This window comes from Paractinoplanes ferrugineus (assembly GCF_016862195.1).
In the GTDB taxonomy this organism is placed as follows: domain Bacteria; phylum Actinomycetota; class Actinomycetes; order Mycobacteriales; family Micromonosporaceae; genus Actinoplanes; species Actinoplanes ferrugineus.
On sequence record NZ_BOMM01000022.1, the window covers coordinates 101,992 to 116,667 of the forward strand.

Below are 14,676 nucleotides of genomic sequence, written 5' to 3' on the forward strand. Positions count from 1 at the left end.
CGACCCGGGCGGTTTCCGGGCGGTCAGTCGAAGCTGTCCGGATAACCCAGGTCGGTACGCGGCGTGGCCGACCAGGTCCAGGTGGTGCCGTCGAAGGTGTCGCATCGGGCCTGGTCGCCGTTGTTGACGCGGCGGCAGTAGGTGCCGTCGGGCAGCCACGCCCGATCGGTGCTGTAGCCCCAGTCGCCGGCCGGTGAACCGATGGTGGTCCAGCCGGTCGGCTTGTGCACCGTGCAGGCGACGCTCTGGTAGCTCTGGTCGCCGGTGCGCCCGCAGACGGCCAGGCCGCTCGCGGTGGCGAGGTAGGCGCGGTTCTCGCCGTAGCCGAGGTCGGTGCGGGGTGAGGTCGACGAGGTCCAGGTGGTGCCGTCGAAGGTGTCGCATCGGGCCTGGTCGCCGTAGTTGACGCGGCGGCAGTAGGTGGCGTTGCCGGCACTGTCGACGAGCCAGGCGCGGTCGGTGCTGTAGCCCCAGTCGCCGGCCGGTGAACCGATGGTGGTCCAGCCGGTCGGCTTGCGCACCGTGCAGGCGAGGCTCTGGTAGCTCTGGTCGCCGGTGCGGGCGCAGACGGCCAGGCCGCTCGCGGTGGACAGGTAGGCGCGGTTCTCGCCGTAGCCGAGATCGGTGCGGGGAGAGCTGGACCAGGTCCACGTCGTGCCGTCGAAGGTGTCGCATCGGGCCTGGTCGCCATTGTTCACTCGGCGGCAGTAGGTGGCGTTGCCCGCGCTGTCGGTGAGCCACGCCCGGTCGGTACTGTAACCCCAGTCGCCGGCGGGGGAGTAGACGGTGGTCCAGCCGGTCGGGCTCTTGAGCGTGCAGGCGAGGCTCTGGTAGCTCTGGTCGCCGGTGCGCCCGCAGACGGCCAGGCCGCTCGCGGTGGACAGGTAGGCGCGGTTCTCGCCGTAGCCGAGATCGGTGCGCGGCGAGGTGGACCGCGTCCACGTCGTACCGTTGAACGTGTCGCACTGGGCCTGGTCGCCGTAGTTCACCCGGCGGCAGTAGGAGACCGTACCGTCGGCGTTGGTCAGCCAGTTGCGGTCGCTGGCGTAACCCCAGTCGCCCGCCGGCGTGTAGACCGTCGAGGAACCCACGGTGCACACCAGCGTCTGGGTGGACTGGTCCCCGGCCCGTCCGCAGACCGCCTGCCCGCCGCTGCTGCGCAGGTAGACCCGGTCGGCGGCCTCGAAGCGGGTCTGTACGTACAACGTGGTGGGCGCCGACGAACCGGCACTGTTGCGGGCTTCCACCGCGTACGCGTATGCCTGCTTGGGGGAGACCTGCAGGTCGGTGAAGCTTGTCGCGGCGGTGGTGGTCAGCAGCAGGCCGTCCCGGTAGACCAGATAGTCGGCGGCGCCGGCCGAGGCCGCCCAGCGCAGCGGAACGCGGGAGCCGTGCGGGAGCGCCGACAGCGTCGCCGGTGCAGGTGGCTTGGCCGGTGGCTGGACGTCCTTGAAGTGGATGAAGTTGTCCGGCCAGGACGCCGAGCCCACGTTGATGCGCCAGCGGTCGGTGTAGTTGAGGCCGTAGTTGTCGTCGGTCACCTCGATGTAGCCGGACGTGACCACCTCGACGTAGGCGACGTGGCCCGCGCTCCCGGAGTTCCACTGGGCGACGGCGCCGACCGTCGCGGTGCCGTTCACCGGCGTGCCGGCGGCCCGAGCCTTCTCGTCCCACTGGTTCGCGTTGCCGGACCAGCCCGGGTCACCGGCGCCGTTGGCGGCGATGCGGTAGGCCGCGTACAGCGTGCAGTTGTGGTAGCCGTACTGGTTGCTGCTCGCGTAGCCGGCGCCGTACTTCGTGCCCGGCCAGCCGGTGCTCCGGCCGGCATAACCGCCGGTGGTGCATCCGTAGGCGGCGTCGGGGCCGCACAGCCGAGTCACGCCGGGGACCCCGGTGCCGGGACTGCCGGCCTGGGCCGCGGCACTTGCGGTCACCACGACCGCGCCGACCGCCAGCAGCTGCACCAGCGCGCCGACGATGATTTTGCGGAATCTCACGGTGGATCACCTTCCGCTGAGTTTTGAGGACTGAAGGTGAGACTGCGCGCGATTGCGGCCCCGGTCCTCGGATGATCGGACCCAATTTGCCACCGGGTCCGATGAGGACACCGATCGCTCGAGCGCACCAGCATGTGTGCATTCGTGAGCTACACCAATGCCACCGGCGACGGGGTGGGCACCCATTACGCGGTCGGCGGGGCTCAGCGGATCACCACGCAGAACGTCACCGTGCAGGACGTGAAAGGCGAAATCCACATCGTCGGGGACGGCAACGGAATCGCCGTGACCGCGGTCAGCGGCACCACCGGGAAAGTCGCGATCGAACTCGGCGGCGCCGTTCGCAAGGGCGCGGGAAACAGCAGTGGAAAGGACCAGGCGGCGACGATCGACGGCGTTCTCGGGTGGTCGGGTCGCAGCCGGTCGAGCCTGTTCGCCGCACTCGCCGACCTCGAGGCCTGCCGCGACGTCGACGGTGCGACCGAAGCGCTGCGTGCGGTCGCGGACGGCCGGGCCCGCCAGGTCGACGCGCTCGCCGGTGTCGACGTCTCGGCCCTGTCCGGCGGCGGCGCGATCCGCGACACGCTGGTGCGGGCGCTCAAGTTCTCGTGGCAGGCCGACCGGGCGTTCGTGCGCTGGGGCGAGTCCGGCTGCGCCAAGGACGGCAACTAGGCCGACGGCATGCGTTGTTCGCGCCGTGCCAGCGCCACGAAACGGCAGTTCATCAGCACGTGGAACCCGGTCGCCCGCGGCTACGGCCTGCCCACCTACCAGGAGACCGGCATCTGATCGACGGCTCTAGCGGAGGGCGTGGGCGAGTCGGCGGACGGCCTCGTCCATCCGGTCGGGGGCGGACGCGGCGTAGGTGAGGCGCAGGTGCGGGGCCGGTGGCTCGGCCGGGAACCAGGGCCGGCCGGGGAAGACGAGCACACCGGCGGCCGCCGCGGCGGTCGAGGCGGCCACGTCGTCGGTGCCGTCGGGGAGGCGTTGCCACAGGTGCAGGCCGCCGCGGGGGACCGCGGGCGGGGCCAGTTCCGGCAGGTGCCGGGACAGGGCGGTCAGCAGGGCCTCGCGGCGGGCGCGTAACGAGCTGCGCAGGTGACGCAGATGGCGGCCCCAGCCGGGCGTGGTCACCAGCTCGAGCGTTGCCTGCTGGAGCGGGCCGGCCACGAAGAAGTCGTCCAGCAGGCGCGCCGCCCGCAAGCGCGCGCCGGCCGGACCGCGGGCGCCGATCGCGGCGATGCGCAGGCCCGGAGCGGCCGACTTGGTGAGCGAACGCAGGTAGATCACGTGGCCGTCGGGGTCGTCGGCGGCGAGCGGGGGCGGTGCCTCGCCGTCGATGGTCAGATCACGCGCGTAGTCGTCCTCGATCAGGAAGGCGCCGGCCTCGCGTACCGCCTCGGCCACCGCCGCGCGGCGCCCCCGGGCCAGCGTCGCCCCACTCGGGTTGGCGTGCAGCGGCTGGCAGTAGAAGAGCCTCGACCGGGTACGTGTGAACGCCGCCGCCAACTGGTCGGGAAGCACCCCGTCGGCGTCGGCCGGCACCGGCACGACGCGCAGTCCGGCCGCCCGGCCGGCGGCGAGCGCGCCCAGATAGGTCGGCGACTCGACGAGCAGGGTGTCGCCGGGGCTGGTCAGCGAGCGCAGCGCCGACGCGAGCGCGGCCTGGCCGCCGGGACAGATGACCAGGTCGTCGGCGTGCAGACCGGAGCCGGACTGCTGGGCGAACCAGGCCCGCAGGTCCTCGCGTCCCTCCACCGGGCCGCGCTGCCAGGTGGCGGGCTGCCGGGCGGCGCGGGCCAGGGCGGCCCCGAGCGCGGCGGCCGGCTGCAGGTCGGCGTCGAGGTAGCCACCGGAGAGCGGGATGACGCCCGCCGGCGGTAACGCCAGTAACGCGGCCATGTCGGCGTCACCGGCCGGGGCCGCGCCGAGCGCCACGGTCTGCCAGGACAGGTCGGGCGGGGCGACGGCCGCGGGTCGGTAGGCCACGAACGTGCCGCGGCCCGGCTGGGTCTCGATCAGGCCCTGAGCGGCCAGAACGCGGATCGCCTCGGCGACCGTGACCGGCGAGGCCTGATGCCGCGCGGTCAAGGACCGGACCGAGGGCAGTCGGGTGCCGGCCGCCGAGCGCTGCGCCAGCTCGCGGAGATCTTGGATAACGCGGGTCGCTGCGTTACCGTCACTCATGAGAGCCAAGAGTAACGCTATCGCGCTGGAAACGGTACCGGCCGGGCTCGCGCTCGGTGCGCTGGGCGTCCTCGCGTTCAGCCTGTCGCTGCCCCTGACCCGGGTGACCGTCCAGCAGCTCGATCCGTGGTTCGTGGCCTTCGGCCGAGCGGTCGGCGCCGCGGTGCTGGCCTGGCTCTACCTGACCGGCACCGGCGCGCCGCGACCCACCCTCGCGCAGTGGCGGCGACTGGCCGTCGTCGCGCTCGGCGTCGTCGTCGGTTTCCCGCTGTTCACCTCGCTCGCGCTGACCGGCGAGACGGCGGCGCACGGTGCCGTGGTCGTCACGGTGTTACCGGCGCTGACCGCGATCTTCGCCGTGGTCCGCGCGGGCGAGCGACCGCCGGTCCTGTTCTGGGTGGGTGGCGGTGCCGGCCTGCTCGCGGTCCTGACCTTCCTGGGCACCACCGGGACCGTGCACGGTGCCCTCTCCCGCAACGACCTCCATCTGCTGGCGGCGGTGGTTCTCTGCGGACTCGGGTACGCCGAGGGCGGCGCGCTGGCCCGGGAGCTCGGCGGCGCCCGTACCATCTGCTGGGCCCTGCTGATCGCGCTGCCGGTGACCGTGCCGATCACCGTGCTCTCCGCCTGGTCGAGCCCGCCGCGGGCGGATCCGGCGGCCTGGGCGGCGTTCGGCTATCTCACCGCGGTGTCGATGTTCCTCGGCTTCTTCGCCTGGTACGCCGGGCTCGCGAAGGGCGGCATCGCCAAGGTCGGCCAGATCCAGCTGGCGCAGCCGATCCTCACCCTGATGTGGTCGGCGCTGTTGCTCGGCGAGACCGTGACCGCCGCCTCGATCGGCGCGGCCGTGGTCGTGCTCGGCAGCGTCGTGCTGACCCAGCGAGCGCGGCACCGGTCTCCCGGCGACCCGGCGGCGAATCGCGGTCCGGATCGCCGGTGACTACCGGGGCAGCTGGTGGCGGCGGTGGGTGAGCTTCTCGGCCAGCCCCGAGGGCATCACCCGCCGGAGCGCGAACACGAGCGGCGCGTTGCTGCCCACCGCGTACATCCGCTTGGGTCTCGGGCTCTCGATGGCTTTGACGATGACCTCGGCGACCTTGTCCGGGGTGAGGCCGGCCCGCTCGTTGCGGTCCAGGGCGGCGAGCATCGTCTCGAAGTCGCGCCGGTGCGGTGAGTCCGGCGCGACGTAGTTGGTGCGGCGCTCGTTGATCCCGGTCCTGATCGAGCCGGGCTCGACGGTGGTGAGCCAGACGCCGAACGGCGAGAACTCGTGCCGCGCGCCGGCGGCGAAACCCTTGATCGCGGCCTTGGAGGCCACATAGGACGATCGGTAGGCGAGCGGGAACGACGCCAGCATCGAGCCGACCATCACGATCCGGCCGTAACCCCGGGCGCGCATCCCCGGCACCGCGAGCTGGGACAGCCGCACCGGCCCGAGCACGTTCACCTGGAACAACCGCCTGAGCGCCTCGCCCGGCAACTCCTCGAACGGGCCGGACTGGCTCTCCCCGGCGTTGTTGACCAGGATGTCGACGGTCCGGAGCCGCTCGCCGAGCGCCTCGATCGAGCCGGCGTCGGTCAGATCCAGCCGCAGGAACTCGACCTCCTCGACCACGACGTCCGGCCGGCGACTGGTGCCGAGCACGCGATATCCGCGGGCGGCCAGCAGCTGGGCCGTGGCCTTCCCGATGCCCGACGATGCCCCGGTGACCAGCGCGGTGCGTTCCATGCGGGGCACCCTACCGGCGGGTCAGCCCCTGGGTGACCGCCGCCCGATGGCCGCGCTGCCCACCAGCGGCACGGTCAGCCGGGGCCGGCTCGCCGCGGCGTCCCGCCGGGATCACTCCCAGAAGCCCTCGTGGACCTTCGTCGCGCCGAGGAGCGGGACCGGGCCGTCGACGGCGATGTCGCGGCCACCCCGGGCGAAGACCTCCCGGCAGGGCAGACGCAGCGGGGGGACGCCCTCTTCCTCCTCGACCATGGTGGCCAGCTCCGACTCGGACAGAGCGAACACGACCCGGCCGATGCCGGACCAGTAGATCGCGCCCGCGCACATCGCGCACGGCTCGGTGCTCGTGTAGAGCGTGCTGCCGCCGAGCGTCGGGTGGTCGAGGGAGCCGGCGAGGCGCACCAGGTTGGTCTCGGCGTGGCCGGTCGGGTCGGCGTCGGTCACCACCGTGTTGCGCGCCTCGAGGATCGTGCCCTCCGCCGTGACCAGCAGCGAGCCGAACGGATGGTTGCCCCGTTCGCGCGCCTCCCAGGCGAGCTCCACCGCCCGCTCCAGATAGCCCTGGTCCGCTTCCGTGATCGCCATCCGGCACCCCTCTCCGCTGATCAACAGCCTAGGTGAGCGCCGCGAAAACCGGGTCGGGACAATTCGGCTGCGGGCTAGCGTGGGCAAATGCCCATAAAACTACCAAAAATCCTACTGGTGTACGCCGTCGCCGCCGCATTCGTGGCGCCGGCCCCCGGAGCGTCAGCGGCCTCCATGACATCGGCGGTCGGCCGGCCCGAGCCGGCTCTGCTCTCCGTCGCGGATCTGCCGCCGGGCTACGAGTCCGCGGACGACTGGAGCGGAGTCGTGCGGCCGGGGGAGCCGGACCCCGATGTCTGCGTCGACCCGGTGGCGGTCGGCAGCGTGGTCAACCGGCCGGCGATCAGCTCGTACGCGTCGTTCTTCGACAAGCGGAGCGGGATCCTGCTCTACGAGATCGTGCTCGGCGACGGTCCGGCGAAGGCGCGCTCGCTCGTCGCGGACGTCGCCGCCGCCCCGCGGAGATGCCCCGTCGTGCGACTCGGCGAGCTGGCCCTGTCCGTCGAACGGATGAGCGTTCCCGATCTGGGGGTGCGGGCTTCCGGCGTACTCGTCAAGACAGCGACCGTCCCGCCCACCCGGACCCGGCTCGTCGTCTTCGCCGCCGGTCGATCGACCGTCGTGGTGATGGCGGTCGGCGTGGCCGACGTCGGCTTGCACGCCATGCACACCATTGCGTTGACGGCGGCTCGCAAACTGGCCAACCGGAAGCAGCCGGTCACGATCAGGGCGATGCCGGACATGGACGGGACGTGAGCTCCGCGACCGAGAACTCCGCGACCGATGACGAGGACCGCTTCCGGCAGATTTACGCCGGCAACTTCGAGCCGCTGCTCGCCTATGCCACCCGGCGGGTCGAGCAGCCGGCCGACGCGGCCGACGTGGTCGCGGAGACCTTCCTCGTCGCCTGGCGGCGACAGCACGAGATCCCGGCCGGCGCCGAGGCGCGCCTCTGGCTCTACGGGGTGGCCCGGCGGGTGCTTTCCAACCATCTGCGCGGTGGGGTGCGGCGGGAGCGCCTGGGGGTACGCCTGCGGCAGCGCCTCACCGCGCCCACCGCCCCCGATCCCGGCAGTACGGTGTCCGACCGGCTGACCGTGCGGGCCGCCATGGCGAGTCTCGGTCCGCTCGACCGGGAGGTGCTGATGCTCACCGTGTGGGAGGGGCTGGAACCGCGGGAGGCGGCGACGGTGCTCGAGGTCAGTTCGGCGGTGGTCCGCACCCGGCTGTCCCGGGCACGGGCGCGGCTGCGGGAACTGCTCGGTGACGATCCCGGGCCGCCCGGACATGTATTCGACGTCCTGACCGCACCCGTCCCGGAGGAGGGCAGATGACCGACGAACAGCTGGACCGAGTGGTCCGCGCCGCCGACCCGTACCGCACCGAGGTCATCGGGCGACTCGACGGGGCGGCGCAGACCCTCCTCGAGGAGATCATGTCTTCCGCGCCAGCACCATCGAGACGCGCCATGACCCGGCGGCTCGTCACCGCCGCAGCCGCCGCCGCGGTCCTGGTGGCCATCCTGGGCGTCGCCGCCGTGGCCCGCCGCCACCAGCCGGCCCCGCCGCACCAGGCACTTCCCCAGGCACCGTCGACCACCGGGGCGGCCCCCGCGGCGGCCGGCCCCCGCACCTACTCGGCGTTCGTGCTCCAGGCCGCCGAGGAGAACCCGCGCCTGCTCATCGACGAACCCGGCTGGAAGGCCACCACGGTCTACGGCTTCGCCGAGAAGTCCGGCACCATCGGCTTCACCAAGGGCACCCACAAGCTGGAGATGAACTGGTACGAGGCGGCCCGGTACGACGACTACTACCGGGACCGCAGCGAGGTCAGCGCCCGGGAGAAGGCCACCGTCGCGGGCCGGCCGGGAAGCCTGGTCACCTACTCCGAGCACGACTGGGCGATCATGCTGGAGCCCAGCAACGGTACGTTCGTCGAGCTGCGCACCGACGGCGACTGGAAGCGGGCCGACTTCGACAGGACCGTCTCGCACATCGTCGAGGCCGACGTGCCGACCTGGCTCGACGCGCTGCCGGCCGAGATCGTCACCCCGGCCGAGGCCGGCGCCGCCGCCGACAAGATCCTGGCCGACGTTCCGCTGCCGCCGGGCTTCGACAAGTCCGCGGTCGGCAGGTTCGGCACCAACGACCCCTACCAGTTCGGCGCCAACGTGACCGGCCTGGTCGGCTGCGGCTGGCTCGACGAGTGGGAGCGCGCCAAGAAGGCCGGTGACTTCGCCGCGCAGAAGCGGGCGTCGCAGGCGATGTCCAGCAGTCACAAGTGGAAGGTGCTCAACGACATGAACGCCGAGGGCGACTGGCCGGAAGCGGTCTGGGAGATCGGCGACAAGATGGCCGACGGCGCCGACCCGTCCCACTACCGGCAGAGCCTCGGCTGCCGGTGATCGGCTGCCGGTGATCGGCTGCCCGTGACCGGGGACCGGCGGCGGCCCGGGGACCAGGGCCGCCGCCGGTTTGCTCACTGACCCACGGACTGCCAGGTGGCGTGGTCGGTGAAATCGGCCGGCTTCATCTCGGTGACCATCTTGCGCACCGTCGCCGTCGACAGGCCGCTCGACCGGCCGTTCACCTCGAGTAAGTAGTCGCCCTTGACGAGCGTGCAGGCCGCGGTCACCGATGAGCAGGACAGGCCGTCCTTGTCGCCGACCGGCCGGTTCTTGGGCTTGCCCCGCATCACCAGGATCTCGATGCCGTCCATGCGCAGGTCGACCGTCGCGCCCCGGGCGGCGCCGGTGAGCGGTCCGGCGTGCATGAAGACGTGCGAGACCACGTTGCTGTACTCGGTGGTGGCCTCCTCGACCGCCACCGTCTGCCAGCCCGCGGGCACGAACGCCATCGTGTAGGGCACCTTGACCGGCCGCGTCGTCCCGGTCGGCGAGACCGCGCCGGCGATGCGGAGCGCGTCCTCGGTGGAGGCCGTCGTCTTCCACGCCCGCGGCACGTAGGTGGCCCACGCGTCCGGCTCGTACTGCCAGGCCAGGGCGGTCCGGTGATACTGGCCGCTCCGATCCGCGTACGTCATGATGCGCCCGAAGCCCCGCACCCCGCCGACCTCGGCGGTGAAATCGGGACCGAAGGTCGCGCCCCCCTCGTCCGCCCCCAGCGTGGCCGGGTCGAAGACGCCGGGCCGGTAGAACCGGATCGCCCCGTCCGTCAACGGATAGGCCTGCCCCTGGTCGTCCTGCCAGGTCAGCCCGTCCCGATAGACCGGCAGTTCCTGGTAGCCGGTGGTGATCTGCCCGACCGGGCCGATCCGGTTGGGTCCGGTGCGGTACTCGCCGTAGCCGGTGCGGAAGGCGGTGTTGCCGGCCACCGGCGCGGCGGTCAGGATCTCGGTGCCGCCGGGCCGGTTCGCGAGCCCGACGCCGAGGGCGGCGACCGCCACGGCGACGGCGGCCCCACCGGCCGCGGCCGTCCGGCGCCGGCGGATCCCCCGGGCTCGGGCGATGATGTCATCGGTACTGGTGCGGGCCGGCGGTGACGGCGTCCGTCGGGTTGATTCCAGCACGTCGCGGACGTGATAGACCATGATCGTTACCTTCCGGATCAGTGATGATGATGTCTTCGGCCGCCAGCACCGTGCGCAGCGTGTCCAGCCCACGCGAACATTGACTTTTCACGGTTCCGGCGCGGCAGCCCAGGACCTCGGCCGTCTCCTCGACGCTGAGGCCCTCGAGGAACCGCAGCACCAGGACGGCGCGTTGCCGGGGCGGCACTTTCGCCAGGGCGGCCCGCATCCGCAGCCGCTCGTCGACGTCGGCGGCCGGATCCGGACCGAGCACGTCCGGAAGCAGGTCGCCGGCCGACCGCTCCCGCCGCCAGGGCCGTCGTTTCTCGCCGATGGCCGCGCGGACCACCATGGTGCGCGCGTACGCCTCCGGTGAGGCGACCCGATCCCACCGCAGATAGAGCCGGGCCAGCGTGCCGGCCACGGCGTCCTCGGCGGCCTGCCAGTCCCCGCAGGTCAGGAACGCCAGCGCCCGAAGCGACTCGAACCGGACCCGGACGAACTCGCGAAAGCCGTCATTGTCTCCCGCCTCCACCAGGCAAGCCCCCTCCGTTGTCGCCAGTCAGAGGAGCCGAACCCGCCGGGAGGTTGCACGCCGAGACGTTTTTCTCCGTACCGCCGCCGAGTGCGACCTTCGCCCCGATCATCGCGACCGCGAGCAAACCGGCGAGCCCGCCTCGGGTGGCGGTCAGGAACAGTCCGCCCCGGATCGGGTCGGGCTCGCCACCGAGGCCGGCCCACACCCCGAGCGCGGCGCCGGTCAGGGCCGCCCCGATGACGAACGCCCACGCCCGGTACGTACGCCGGGACCAGGTCGCCGAGGATCCGGGGGCGCACCGGACGGCCAGTACGGACAGGCCGGCGAGGCTGCTCGCGTACTGCGCCCACTCGTAGCCCGGGAGCGGGCCGAAGGACTCCGCCAACCACGGCACCCGGCGGACGCCCCACATCCCGGCGTGGGTGAAGCTGTCCCAGATCAGGTGCGTGCCGGCGCCGACCACCAGGCCGAGCGCGACGGCGAGGGCGCGCCGCCACCAAGCGGCGCCCCGGCCGCCCGCCGGGGATCCGGTGACCGGCGCGGGCCGCCCGGGGAGCAGCACCCCGAGCGCGGGTCGACCGACCAGCTGCCACCCGGCGTACGCGACAGCTCCGATGACCAGGTCGATCGTCCCCACGCCGGCCGTCGAGTGGGTCAGTGCGGTGAGTGAAGTGACCGTCACGAAGAACGGCAGGTCGGGCGCGAGGCTGCCGACGACGAGCGCCGCGGGCGGAACCCCGAGGCGGCGCAGCGGCCGGAGCAGCGGCAGCACCGCGGCCGGGTGACTTCCGGTGAACGGCACCTCCACCCCCGCATCGGTCCGGCCGGCGGGCGGGCCCACCGTCCACGAAGAAGCTAACTGCGCGGAGCCGACCCCGATGCGGCCGGTGCTGCCGTCGTAGGTGGTGCGGTCACCGCACCAACTCGCGGATCTTCGTGACCGCCTTGCCGAAGTAGCGGTGCTCCACCGGGCGGGTCAGGAAGTCGGCGAGCGAATAGAGGTCCAGGGCCGCGCTGAGGCTTCTCCAGTTGGCCGGCAGCACGCCGCCGCCGTCCCGGAAGCCGCGCAGGAAGTCGTCGGTGAAGCCGGGCGGGCGGGGGTCACGCATCAGGTTGGCGACGTCGAAGAGCGGCGAGCTGCTGAACGCGAACTCCCAGTCAAGCACCGCCACGATCGTGCCGGCTGCGGCGAGCATGTTCTTCGGGTTGTAGTCGGCGTGCACCAGTCGGTCGCTGCCCCGCAGCGCGTCCAGTTCGGGCGTGACCTGGGTGGCGTACCGGAGAAGGGCTTTCTGCTCCGCGGGGGTCAGGTGCCCGGCGGCGTTGCCCTCGCGCAGACAGCGTTCGACGAACGCGTCGAGGCCGCCGATCGGTTCGAAGCCGTCGGGGGTGAGGGTCTCGTCGCCGAAGAAGCCGGGCTGTCCGAAGGACACCGAGCCGATCCGGGCGAGTGTCTCGCCGACCGACCGACCGGCGTCGGCGGTCACCGGGCCGCCCTCGACGAACATGGACAGCAGCAGCCCGTCCGCGGGGGAGGCGGCCACCACCTCGGGCACCGGCACGATTCCGCGCAGCCGGGTGGCCAGCGCCGTCTCGACCGCGCAGCGGTTCTTCCCGAGATAGCGCCGCAGGACCAGCCGGCCGCCGTCGCTCATCTCGAGCAGGGTGTTCTCGTTGCTGTAGCCGCCGCTGAGCAGCCGGGACGACACGACCTTGCGCCCGGTCACCGACTCCGCCCACCTCATCGCCGGGCCGCCTGGCCGGTCGCCAGCTTGGCCCGCACCTCGTCGGCGTCCGGGTGGTCGAGCTCGGTGAGGATGGCCAGGGCGTTGCGCCACGCGTCGCGGGCGGAGCGGTGCCGGCCCGCCGCCTCCTCGGTGTCGCCCAGGTGGGACAGCGCGATCGCCTGGTACTGCTGGTCGTTCTCGTCGCGGAAGATCGACGCCGCGCGCCGGTAGCAGGACGCCGCCTGGGCCGGCTCACCGAGCCTGAAGTGGGCCATGCCGACACTGTCCCACGAGTGGGCGGCACCCATCCGGTTGCCCGCCGCCTCGTGCAACCGGACCGCTCGCCGGCAGTAGTCGAGGGCTTCCCGGTAGTCACCCATGGTGAGGTGACACCAGCCGATGTTGTTCATGGCGCGGGCCTCGCCGACCCGGTCGCCGGCCTGCCGGGCCAGTTCGAGCGCGTGGCCACCCTCCTCCAGCGCGTCCGAGTAGCGGGCCTCGCGCCGGGCCACGATGCCCAGGTTGAGGTGCGCGTCGGCCATCCCGCTCCGGTTGCCGAGCCGGCGGTAGAGGGCGAGCGCCGTGGTCAGGTGCGAGCGGGCCCGGTCGAGGTCGCCGAGGCCGGCGAGCGCGAACCCGACGTTGTAGTGCGACACCGCCTGCAGCAGCACGTCGCCGGCACGTTCGGCGGCCGCGATCGCGATCATCTGCCAGTGCGTCCAGTTCCGCTTGTCCCAGCGCCGCTCCAGATAGGTGAGCACCGCCCAGGCCATCCACCAGGCCGTCACGTCGAGGCCGGCGGCGACGGCGAGGTCGGCGGCGGCGCGCAGGGCCGGTTGCTCGGCGGCGAACCAGGCCATCGACCGGGCGCCGTCGCCGAACGACTCGGGTGCGGCGCCCTCGGCCATCTCGGTCGGGCGCCGGTTGCTCAGGCTGCGGTCGCTCTTCAGGCACTGGTCGGCGGCGAGGGCCGTGTGCAGGTAGTGGTCGATCATCCGGCGGGTCGCGGCCGCCCGGTCGCGGCGCGAGTCGATCTCCTCGGCCAGGTCCCGGGCGTAGTCGCGGAGCAGATCGTGACAGCCGAAGCGGCCGGGCAACTGCTCCGACACGAGGTTGGCGGCGACCAGCTCCCGCAGCGCCGTGCGCACCCGCCGAGCCGCCAGACCGGCCAGGCCGGTCAGCGCGGCCGCGCCGACCACCGGCGTGACGTGCAGGGCGAACAGGCGGAAGAGTCGCGCGGCGTCGGGGCCGAGCTTGCGATAGGACCAGGAGAACACGCCGCGTACGTCGGTGGCCGGGTCCGGGCCGGTGAGCACGTCCAGCCGCGACCGGGCGTCGCGCAGCTCGGCGGCCAGTGCGGTGAGCGGGAATCCGGGGTTGGCGGCGGCGCGCGCGGCCACGATGGCGAGCGCCAGCGGCAGCCGGGCACACGAGCGGACCAGGTCGTCGACGGCGTCCGGCTCCCGGGCCACCCGGCCGGCACCGATGCGCCGGGCCAGCAGGTCCCGGGCCGAGCCGGTGTCGAGCACGTCGAGCAGCAGCATCTGGGCGCCGTCGGCGACGGTCAGGCCGGCCAGCCGGTCGCGGCTGGTGACGATCACGACGCAGCCCGGCACCCCCGGCAGCAGCGGGCGGACCTGCTCGGCGTCACCCGCGTTGTCGAGCAGGATCAGCAGCCGCTGCCCGGCCAGCACGCTGCGATAGAGCGCGGCGCGCGCCTCGAGGTCGGCCGGGATGCGCTGCGGCGTCACCCCGAGACCGTCGAGCAGCCCGCGCAGGGCCTCGCCGGGCGGCACCGGCGGGCCGACCGGCCCGAAGCCGCGCAGGTTCACGTAGAGCTGGCCGTCCGGGAAACGGTCGCGCACCCGGTGCGCCCACCGGATGGCCAGGGTGGTCTTGCCGACGCCGGCCGTGCCCGAGACCGCCGAGATGATCACGCCGCGCGCGGCCCGGTCGGGCGGGCCGGCCAGCAACGCGTCGAGCCGGCCCAGCTCCCGGTCACGCCCGGTGAACCCGGCCGGGTCGGACGGCAGCTGGGCCGGGGTGATCTCGGTGCCGCGCACCGGTTCGGTGGCCGACCCCAGTAACCGCTCCCGGTCGGCGCCCTCGAGCCGGAACGCGTCGGCGAGCAGGCGCATCGTGGACGACCGCGGGGCGGCGACCTTGCCGGCCTCCCACTTGCCGACGCTGCGAACGCTCACCCCGGCCCGTTCGGCCAGCTCCTCCTGGGTCATGCCGAGCCGCCGGCGGTGAGCGCGCACAAGGTCACCGAACACGGAGCTCCCCCCGGAAGTTTCGCCATCGATCCCGGACGATCGTCTCAGGTGCCCGCACGCCCGCATAGGCGGGAAAGTTCCGATCAAGTTCCGATCGGCGTCCACTAAT

The 14,676-nt window shown here is 72.9% G+C and carries 14 protein-coding genes; 5 read left to right on the forward strand and 9 right to left on the reverse strand.

Going from position 1 to position 14,676, the window contains the following annotated elements; genetic code table 11:
* Positions 1–23: 23 nt before the first annotated feature.
* Positions 24–1,997, reverse strand: a complete 1,974-nt coding sequence (locus Afe05nite_RS14125) for a CHAP domain-containing protein (RefSeq protein ID WP_203817523.1) — start codon at positions 1,995–1,997, stop codon at positions 24–26.
* A 144-nt stretch (positions 1,998–2,141) separates the two neighbouring features.
* Here Afe05nite_RS14125 and Afe05nite_RS14130 point away from each other — a divergent pair, with 144 nt between their 5' ends.
* Positions 2,142–2,669 carry a hypothetical protein gene (locus Afe05nite_RS14130; protein ID WP_203817524.1) on the forward strand — a complete coding sequence of 176 codons (528 nt, stop codon included), beginning with the start codon at positions 2,142–2,144 and terminating at the stop codon, positions 2,667–2,669.
* A gap of 126 nt (positions 2,670–2,795) precedes the next feature.
* On the opposite strand, the gene Afe05nite_RS14135 is transcribed toward Afe05nite_RS14130, so the two are convergent.
* On the reverse strand, positions 2,796–4,184 hold the full coding sequence (locus Afe05nite_RS14135) for an aminotransferase-like domain-containing protein (protein ID WP_203817525.1): 1,389 nt from the start codon (positions 4,182–4,184) through the stop codon (positions 2,796–2,798).
* On the opposite strand from Afe05nite_RS14135, the gene Afe05nite_RS14140 reads away from it, so the two are divergent.
* Positions 4,183–5,124, forward strand: coding sequence for a DMT family transporter (locus Afe05nite_RS14140; RefSeq protein ID WP_203817526.1), 942 nt, complete (start codon positions 4,183–4,185; stop codon positions 5,122–5,124). The genes Afe05nite_RS14135 and Afe05nite_RS14140 overlap by 2 nt on opposite strands.
* Here the strand turns inward: Afe05nite_RS14140 and Afe05nite_RS14145 are convergent, their stop codons facing one another.
* On the reverse strand, positions 5,125–5,913 hold the full coding sequence (locus tag Afe05nite_RS14145; RefSeq protein WP_203817527.1) for an SDR family oxidoreductase: 789 nt from the start codon (positions 5,911–5,913) through the stop codon (positions 5,125–5,127). It abuts the gene before it with no gap.
* A gap of 111 nt (positions 5,914–6,024) precedes the next feature.
* Positions 6,025–6,498, reverse strand: a complete 474-nt coding sequence (locus Afe05nite_RS14150) for a nucleoside deaminase (protein ID WP_203817528.1) — start codon at positions 6,496–6,498, stop codon at positions 6,025–6,027.
* Between the two features lie 174 nt (positions 6,499–6,672).
* On the opposite strand from Afe05nite_RS14150, the gene Afe05nite_RS43745 reads away from it, so the two are divergent.
* Genes Afe05nite_RS43745 through Afe05nite_RS14160 form a run of 3 tightly spaced genes read left to right on the forward strand, consistent with a single transcriptional unit; the run spans position 6,673 to position 8,902 of the window.
* On the forward strand, positions 6,673–7,254 hold the full coding sequence (locus tag Afe05nite_RS43745; protein ID WP_239117808.1) for a hypothetical protein: 582 nt from the start codon (positions 6,673–6,675) through the stop codon (positions 7,252–7,254).
* Complete coding sequence (locus tag Afe05nite_RS14155; RefSeq protein ID WP_239117809.1) at positions 7,251–7,832, forward strand: RNA polymerase sigma factor; 582 nt, start codon at positions 7,251–7,253, stop codon at positions 7,830–7,832. The genes Afe05nite_RS43745 and Afe05nite_RS14155 overlap by 4 nt, the downstream gene beginning before the upstream one ends.
* Positions 7,829–8,902: a hypothetical protein gene (locus Afe05nite_RS14160; protein WP_203817530.1), complete on the forward strand. Its 1,074-nt coding sequence runs from the start codon at positions 7,829–7,831 to the stop codon at positions 8,900–8,902. The genes Afe05nite_RS14155 and Afe05nite_RS14160 overlap by 4 nt, the downstream gene beginning before the upstream one ends.
* Positions 8,903–8,976: 74 nt before the next feature.
* Here the strand turns inward: Afe05nite_RS14160 and Afe05nite_RS14165 are convergent, their stop codons facing one another.
* From Afe05nite_RS14165 to Afe05nite_RS14185, 5 genes are all read right to left on the reverse strand, one after another.
* Positions 8,977–10,047: a hypothetical protein gene (locus Afe05nite_RS14165; protein WP_203817531.1), complete on the reverse strand. Its 1,071-nt coding sequence runs from the start codon at positions 10,045–10,047 to the stop codon at positions 8,977–8,979.
* Positions 9,971–10,561 (reverse strand): SigE family RNA polymerase sigma factor, encoded by a 591-nt coding sequence (locus Afe05nite_RS14170; RefSeq protein ID WP_203817532.1) that lies wholly within the window; start codon positions 10,559–10,561, stop codon positions 9,971–9,973. The genes Afe05nite_RS14165 and Afe05nite_RS14170 overlap by 77 nt, the downstream gene beginning before the upstream one ends.
* On the reverse strand, positions 10,542–11,372 hold the full coding sequence (locus tag Afe05nite_RS14175) for a DUF4184 family protein (RefSeq protein ID WP_203817533.1): 831 nt from the start codon (positions 11,370–11,372) through the stop codon (positions 10,542–10,544). Before Afe05nite_RS14175 ends, Afe05nite_RS14170 begins: the two co-directional genes overlap by 20 nt.
* A gap of 103 nt (positions 11,373–11,475) precedes the next feature.
* Positions 11,476–12,291 (reverse strand): phosphotransferase, encoded by an 816-nt coding sequence (locus Afe05nite_RS14180; protein ID WP_203817534.1) that lies wholly within the window; start codon positions 12,289–12,291, stop codon positions 11,476–11,478.
* 14 nt (positions 12,292–12,305) lie between these two features.
* The gene (locus tag Afe05nite_RS14185) at positions 12,306–14,567 is read right to left on the reverse strand and encodes an ATP-binding protein (protein ID WP_203817535.1); all 2,262 of its coding nucleotides are present in this window, start codon (positions 14,565–14,567) and stop codon (positions 12,306–12,308) included.
* Positions 14,568–14,676 lie beyond the last annotated feature (109 nt).